Source organism: Coleofasciculus sp. FACHB-712 (assembly GCF_014695635.1).
GTDB lineage: Bacteria > Cyanobacteriota > Cyanobacteriia > Cyanobacteriales > FACHB-T130 > FACHB-T130.
Map to the genome: position 1 here is coordinate 1 of NZ_JACJOQ010000120.1, position 6,609 is coordinate 6,609.

Consider the following 6,609-nt stretch of genomic DNA (forward strand, 5'->3'; position numbering starts at 1 on the left):
ATTTCCATCAAAATTTTCTTGGGCATCTTCAGTCGGCAATTCTTTTGCCGCAGTCCCGATGGTGAGGATAGCTCCCAAAAGGGCGCACAAAGCTGGGTAATAGACAAAGTGATAGCGAGGGGCAATGGTGATGTCTTTGTCCAGCAGGTAGACAATGGCTAAGAATTGCAGCAGCACGCAAAAAGTGAAACTACCCAAGGCGAAAATTGCTGAGGAATAGAGGGTTTTAAAGCGACTTGGATTGACCTGCGTGCGCCCTCCAGAGGCGGTTAATTGCCTCTTTCCCTTAAAAAAATTATAAATTTGCCTTCCCAGCCAACAGCCAAACAGAAGCATCAGCAGCCCCGATGGAATCGCAATCCATAAAGGCTGACTTTCTACGGGTAGGGCGATCGCCATCAGCAGCCAACCGACCAAAGTTTGGTATAAAGGCGCAACATTATGGGGAGACGGAAGCCAACTGGTTTCCGAACGTCCAGAATGTCCCAGTAGTACCGGCAACCAAGGCAGAAAGCTGAGTACAATCCCCAAAATTGTCAGACTCAGCCCAACCCAGGTGTGAATTTTAAGCGATCGCCGCCGCCAGTAAAATATCGTCAGGAGCGTCACCAGCTGCGCCACGAAAGCCAAGACAAAAAAGTAGTGGACGTAGAAGGCAATACTGTTGACAACTCCCCAGCCAAGCCAAACGCGCCATCCCGTCTGCCGATTTTTTTCCAGGTCTTGCTGAATTTGAATGAATCCTACCAGTGCCAAGGTAATCAACAGCACCGGAAGGGTGTAGTGCCGTGCCTCCTGAGAGAGGTAGACGCCAAAGGGAGAAACCGCCATAATTGCGGCGGTCATCAAACCGACAGCGGGGAAGAAGGCGATGCGACCCAGCCAGTAAATTGCCGCGATCGCGCCGACTCCGAAAATCACAGGGAGCGATCGCAAGTCCGTGCTCAGAAGTAGGGGGACGGTAGCGCCGTGTCCGTACTCATGGCTGAGTAATTTTAGCCAGCCGTGCATCAGGCAAAAAAATAGGGGAGGATGGGTAGACTGAGTTGCAAGTGTATGAGCAATTTCAGCACAGCTAACGTCTGGCTTCAGGGTAAAAATTTGCTTTAAGGTTGATAGGGGAAAAACCACGTCGAGCGGGACATCATTGTAAGTCCGTCCCAAACTAAATAACCCTGTAATCACCTCATCTAGCCACAGCGGTTTCAGGTCAAGATGCCAAAACCGCAAAGCAGCGCCCAAGACAATTACCCCAGCTAGCGCTAAATAATGTAGAAAGAACTTTAGGCGATTCATGTTTTTCTGTTGTTAGCTGCTAATTAGTAAAAAGTTTTAAGTGTTAAATTTTGAACTAAAAAATTCTCTTGGAACTCAAACCTCAAACGCGATAAACCGCGACTCTACAACTCAAACCTCAAAACTTAAACCTTAGACGCGACAAACCGCGACTCTACAACTCAAAACTCTCACAAGCCATTAGCCATGAATGACGATAATCTTATTCACCCAGATGGTACAGCAGCCCAAATGGTGCCGGATTTGGCTCAGGTGTCGCTAGCAGCAGTGCGCGAACAGGCAATGCAGCGACTCCGCAATGGGTTGCGAGCGGGGCAGCAAAGCATGGCTGACTGGCGAGGCGGCCCTTTGGCGGTGTCTGCCGTACCCGGTGCGGGTAAGTCTACCGGGATGGCAGTGGCGGCGGCATTAGCGATCGCTCGTTACCAATTGCATACTCGACGCTATTTAGTCGTTGTCACCTTTACTCGCTCGGCTGCGGCAAATATTAAAGCCAAGATTCGGCAGTGCCTGCGGGAGGATTTGCGACTACCGCAAACGGGTTTTGTTGTCCATACGTTACACGGTTTGGCACTGAATATTGCCACCCGTCATCCAGAGCTATCGGGTTTGAATTTAGAAACGGTAACTTTGGTTTCTCCCAACCAAAGTCACCGCTTAATTCGGGACTGCGTAGAGCGATGGATTTCTCATAATCCTCAGCGCTACTCCACGCTGCTGGAGGGATTGCAATTTGATGGGGAAGAAACCGAGCGGTTGCGCCGTCAGGCAGTTTTACGCACCGAAGTGTTGCCCAGTCTTGCTAACACAGTGATTCACGAAGCAAAAAGCTCTGGATTGTTGCCGGAAAATTTGTGGGAACTGGCAAGACAGACGCCGGATGATTATGGAATTTTGAGCGTCGCTGCTGGGTTGTACGAACAATATCAAGCTTTATTGCGATCGCGCGACTTGATCGACTACGACGAAATGATTCTCGGTGCCCTGCGGGTGCTGCAAAACGAAAGCGCCCGCCAACTTTGGCAAAACCAAGTCTTTGCCGTCTTTGAAGATGAAGCCCAAGACTCTAGCCCCCTCCAAAGCCGACTGTTAGAAATTCTCGCCGCTCAACCCGCCAGCAATTCCCCAGCCCTCAACTTGGTGCGCGTGGGAGACCCCAACCAGGCGATTAACTCCACTTTCACCCCTGCCGATCCGATTTACTTCCGTCGCTTCTGCGAAGCCTGCCAAGCCCAGGAACGCTTGGCAACGATGGATCGAGCGGGTCGGAGTAGCCAGACGATTGTTGACGCCGCGAACTTCGTCCTGGAGTGGGTGAATCACACCTATGGGGGCAAACCCGACCGTAGAGGAACAACTTCGTCAAAATCCTCCCAAAACCCAACTGAACTGCCCTTTCGTCCCCAAACCATTCATCCCGTTGACGCAGGAGATCCCCAATCTGACGCCAACCCGGAACCAACGGGTCGAGGGCTGGAAATCTACACCCCCCGCGACATTTACCATACCGTCCAGCTGATCGGAGAACGGACGATCGAATTATTTGAGAAAAATCCCAAAGGTCGGGCGGCGGTTTTGGTGCGGGAAAATCGGCAAGCCCGATTTGTGGCTGAAAGGCTGAGTTATCTGCAAAGCCAGCACAAGATTGAGGTGTACGATGTTTCCCAGAGCGATCGCCACTCTAACGTCCCCACCGAAATCCTCGCCCTCTTACAATTTCTCGATCGCCCCCACTCCCCCGACTACATAAAAGCCGCACTAGAGGTACTCGTACAGCGCCAGCTGATTCCCACCCAAGACCTCAACGCCCTCGCCACTTTTCCAGAGCAATTTCTCTATCCCGGCCCGCTCGATCCTCCCCAAACGCCGCCCGTGCATCAGGCGGCGCGGTACTGTCGCAGTTTGCTTCGCGCCCGCTTGGAACTGCCCCACTACCAATTGCCCACCTTTCTCGCTCTCACCTTAAAATACGACCCGTCCGAACTCGCCACAGCGGATAAATTAGCCGAACGGATCGCCCAACAAACCTACGGCAACAGTTCCATGAGTTCTACTCTGGAAGTCTTAAGCGAAATTGTGAATTCGGAACGCTTTGAACCCGTAGAAACTGAAGACACAGACGCCCGCTATGTCCGCGCCGGTCAACTCACCATCATTACGATGCACAAAGCCAAGGGATTGGACTGGGATTATGTCTTTATGCCGTTTTTGCACGAAGATAGTATTCCCGGCAGTCCTTGGGTGCCTACGGCTGCCCAATTCCTGGGCGATTTTACCCTAGCAGAGGTCGCTAGGGCGCAGATTCGCGCCAGTCTCCACGGTCAATATCCCTTACCCCCAGCACCCACAGCCTGGGAACAAGCGGGACAGCTCAAAAACGCAGAGGAATTCCGCCTCCTCTACGTGGCGATGACACGAGCGAAGCGCCTACTCTGGATGGCAGCTGCTCAAAAAGGACCTTTCCGCTGGAACACCTTCAACTGGAATAATCAAGACAATTTACAGGAGAAAAAACCGTGTCCGGTGATACCCGCGTTAAAGAGTCGCTTTCCTAAATCGGTGGTTGCTTTGTCTAGGATGCCGAGTTAGTTTACTTTTTCTGTTTGCGCTTAAGTCGTGAAGTTGCACCGAAAGCACCCAATGCCAGTAAACCGAATACAGAAGCTGGTTCGGGAACCGAAGCGGTTCGATCGGCGGTTAGATAACTAAGGTTGTCAAATCCCCATGAACCTAATTCGTTAGTGAAATCTACAACTGCCCGTTTTACAGGGGTGCCGCTGTAAGTAAAAGTAGTGCCGGAAACACTAATTCTGAGTGGGGAAGGAAAGTCGTCTACGAATGTTTTATCCAGAATCACCTCTGTGATGCCAAGAGAAGTGAAGTCTTCGTCAAAAAGTTGGACGGTTAATTTGGGTAGAGGCTGAAAGCGAAAATCCCCTAGCTTCGCCACGTCGAACATAATATTAGAAGTAGACATGGCAAAGTCAAGTGTTAAAATTCCTGGCGCACCAATCTCTAAGACGGGGGGTGATAAATCAAGGAAATAAAATGCTTCTTCAACGCCGAACAAACCTCCGAGATTCAATTTTCTTTCAACATTGTAGGTGGCAGCAGTTGAGTTTTCTCCATTTACTTTAAAGTCAAATGTAACGCCCTTAAAACTCAAATCATCCGCTGGTTGAGTCGGCAGCTCATCAAAAGTTAATGTAGTCAATGTAGCAGCCTGCACGCTTTTAGGTGCCATCAGTGCAGATAAGGAAAAGCAGACTGTGCTGAAGACTAAGGCTGAAAGTGTTTTTCTGAAGGTAGCCATACAAGCCATTTCTCAAAAATTGTAGAAGTTGCAAGTGGGAATGGGTAAAAATGGAATGCGATCGCTATCTATAATTAGTCGTCGATCTGCTGTTTCTGTTGACGCTGCATCACTGAACCAGCACCCAAAGCACCCAATGCGAGTAAACCCAAACCTGAAGCGGGTTCGGGAACATCCTTTGGCGGTTCGCTAGACACTCCCGGATCGGCGCGGAAAATGCCCATAGTGCCATCCGCAAGACTGGCAAGAAATGCCACCTGACCAGCATTATTTAATCCTTCCCGCGAAAAACTAAGGGACGTTACGGTGGAACCAAATAGAGTATCACCAGTACTAATTACCTTATCTTTTAGGGGATCGGCTCCAGTGAAGATCCCTGTCCCGCCTGCATCCAGTTTAGTAAAAAAGGCAATGGTTCCCACATCATTAATTGAGGGAACGCCAAGAAAGCCGTTAAAGGAGCCGCTCGTGTCTGCAATTAAGGTTGTTGTTTTGCTGTTGCTAGCGAACAAAGTTTCATTTTTTCCTCCCACAAATGGCTCTGGCGGAGTATACCAATCATTGCTTGGATCAATAGCCGGGGGAGCATAAAAGGCAACGTTTCCTACATTATTGAGGGCAGGGGAACCAAAGCCAGAATCCTCAGGATAATTATTTCCAATGCTGGCAACGATAGTCCTTGTAGTGCCGTTACTCGTAACAATTACCGTGCTAGGATTCCCACTTTCAATTCTATAGGCTACAGTTCTTTCATCATTGATGAAGGGAGAATTGACGCTGCCATAAAAGATAGTATCGATAACTTTTCCTTCGCTGGTGAGAATACGTTCGCCCCGGTAAAGTCTCTCTACGAAAGCTACAACTCCAGCATTATTAATTGAGGGCGAATAAAAATCGCTAAAGTAGTCCTTCGCTACAATAACGTCATCATCAATCCAGGGTGACTCAACACCATTCGAGTCGGATTGAGGGAAAGCAAGGGCGATAGGAGTGGGCGTTGTTGTTCCGTTCCCAGTGAAAATACCTCCACCTACCTCAGCTAGGACAGCGCTGAAGGCGACGGTTCCTCCATCATTAATGGAGAGAGGAGTACGAAAGCTACTAAAGAAATTATTGGTGTTGGCAATCGTGGTAATTGTGGAGCCATTGGCCGTGAAAATACCTATGCTCCCTGTATCTAGTCCAGCCAAAAAGGCGGCGGTTCCAGCATTATTTAAGGCGGGAGATGACAGAAAGGAACTGAAGCGATCGCTTGTATCCGCAATTTTCGTAAAGGTGAAGCTGGCAGCTTGCACTTCTCCCGCTGCCAAAAAGCTGAGGCATAAGCCCATCAATACCGTGGGAATGCTCAAGTGTAATTTCATAGCTATTTCTCTTTTGAAATGGAGTGACTAGCGACAAGAGGAGTTACTTGTTTTGCAATTACCAAAAATTTGCCAGAATGTGCAGACTGTAGTAAAACAGTTTATTCTGGCAAATATTGCTAATTGGAAGCTAGTTTAGGCCTGTGGCGAGGACGATAATTTTCTTTTGCGGATTAGCATAGAAGCGCCGATGACACCTAGCGCGATCGCGGCGGTTGGTTCTGGTACGGATTCCGGGACATTCACGGGTTTATGGGAAACAAATCCACTTCCATTAACGCCCGAAACGCTAAAAATCGTAAATCCTTGACATTCTTTAACTAAACACTGAGCAACAGGTTCTCTTGGCCCATTATCACCAGTTGCTACACTTAGCTGAAAGTCAAAATTCGTATCATTAACATCTAGTCTCAAAACCTCTCTGAAAGCAAAAACTCCATTTACCGGAATCAAAGATGTTAAAAATGAGTCTGATGGCTTGCCACTAAAGATATTATTGCCATTCACGCTCAAGGAGAAAAAATCAAAAGGATTTTTGACATCTAGATAATTTCCTATCCGTACATCGCTGACTAATAAGTCTAGAATTTCATCGGCGACGGTGTAAGTGCCTTCAACTGAGTCTCCATCAAGATT

General features: G+C 48.8%; 5 protein-coding genes. 1 reads left to right on the forward strand and 4 read right to left on the reverse strand.

Annotation, left to right across the window (positions count from 1 at the left end):
- Nucleotides 1–1,296: glycosyltransferase family 39 protein (locus H6F50_RS03025; RefSeq protein ID WP_190426165.1), on the reverse strand; the 1,296-nt coding region annotated here is incomplete at its 3' end.
- Between the two features lie 231 nt (nt 1,297–1,527).
- Here H6F50_RS03025 and H6F50_RS03030 point away from each other — a divergent pair.
- Complete coding sequence (locus H6F50_RS03030) at nt 1,528–3,885, forward strand: ATP-dependent helicase (protein WP_190426185.1); 2,358 nt, start codon at nt 1,528–1,530, stop codon at nt 3,883–3,885.
- A 1-nt stretch (nt 3,886) separates the two neighbouring features.
- Here the strand turns inward: H6F50_RS03030 and H6F50_RS03035 are convergent, their stop codons facing one another.
- The 3 genes from H6F50_RS03035 to H6F50_RS03045 form a co-directional block, all read right to left on the reverse strand.
- Entirely contained in the window at nt 3,887–4,609 is a 723-nt protein-coding gene (locus H6F50_RS03035) for a PEP-CTERM sorting domain-containing protein (protein WP_199291962.1), read from the reverse strand.
- A 74-nt stretch (nt 4,610–4,683) separates the two neighbouring features.
- On the reverse strand, nt 4,684–5,973 hold the full coding sequence (locus tag H6F50_RS26345; RefSeq protein ID WP_199291963.1) for a choice-of-anchor tandem repeat NxxGxxAF-containing protein: 1,290 nt from the start codon (nt 5,971–5,973) through the stop codon (nt 4,684–4,686).
- A gap of 135 nt (nt 5,974–6,108) precedes the next feature.
- On the reverse strand, nt 6,109–6,609 hold a 501-nt coding region (locus H6F50_RS03045), incomplete at its 5' end, for a PEP-CTERM sorting domain-containing protein (RefSeq protein WP_190426183.1).

Bases quoted from the DNA above. Each gene is read 5' to 3' on its own strand.
- H6F50_RS03030 (WP_190426185.1), top strand. From the start codon at position 1,528: ATGGTGCCGGATTTGGCTCAGGTGTCGCTAGCAGCAGTGCGCGAACAG.
- H6F50_RS03035 (WP_199291962.1), bottom strand. From the start codon at position 4,609: ATGGCTACCTTCAGAAAAACACTTTCAGCCTTAGTCTTCAGCACAGTC.
- H6F50_RS26345 (WP_199291963.1), bottom strand. From the start codon at position 5,973: ATGAAATTACACTTGAGCATTCCCACGGTATTGATGGGCTTATGCCTC.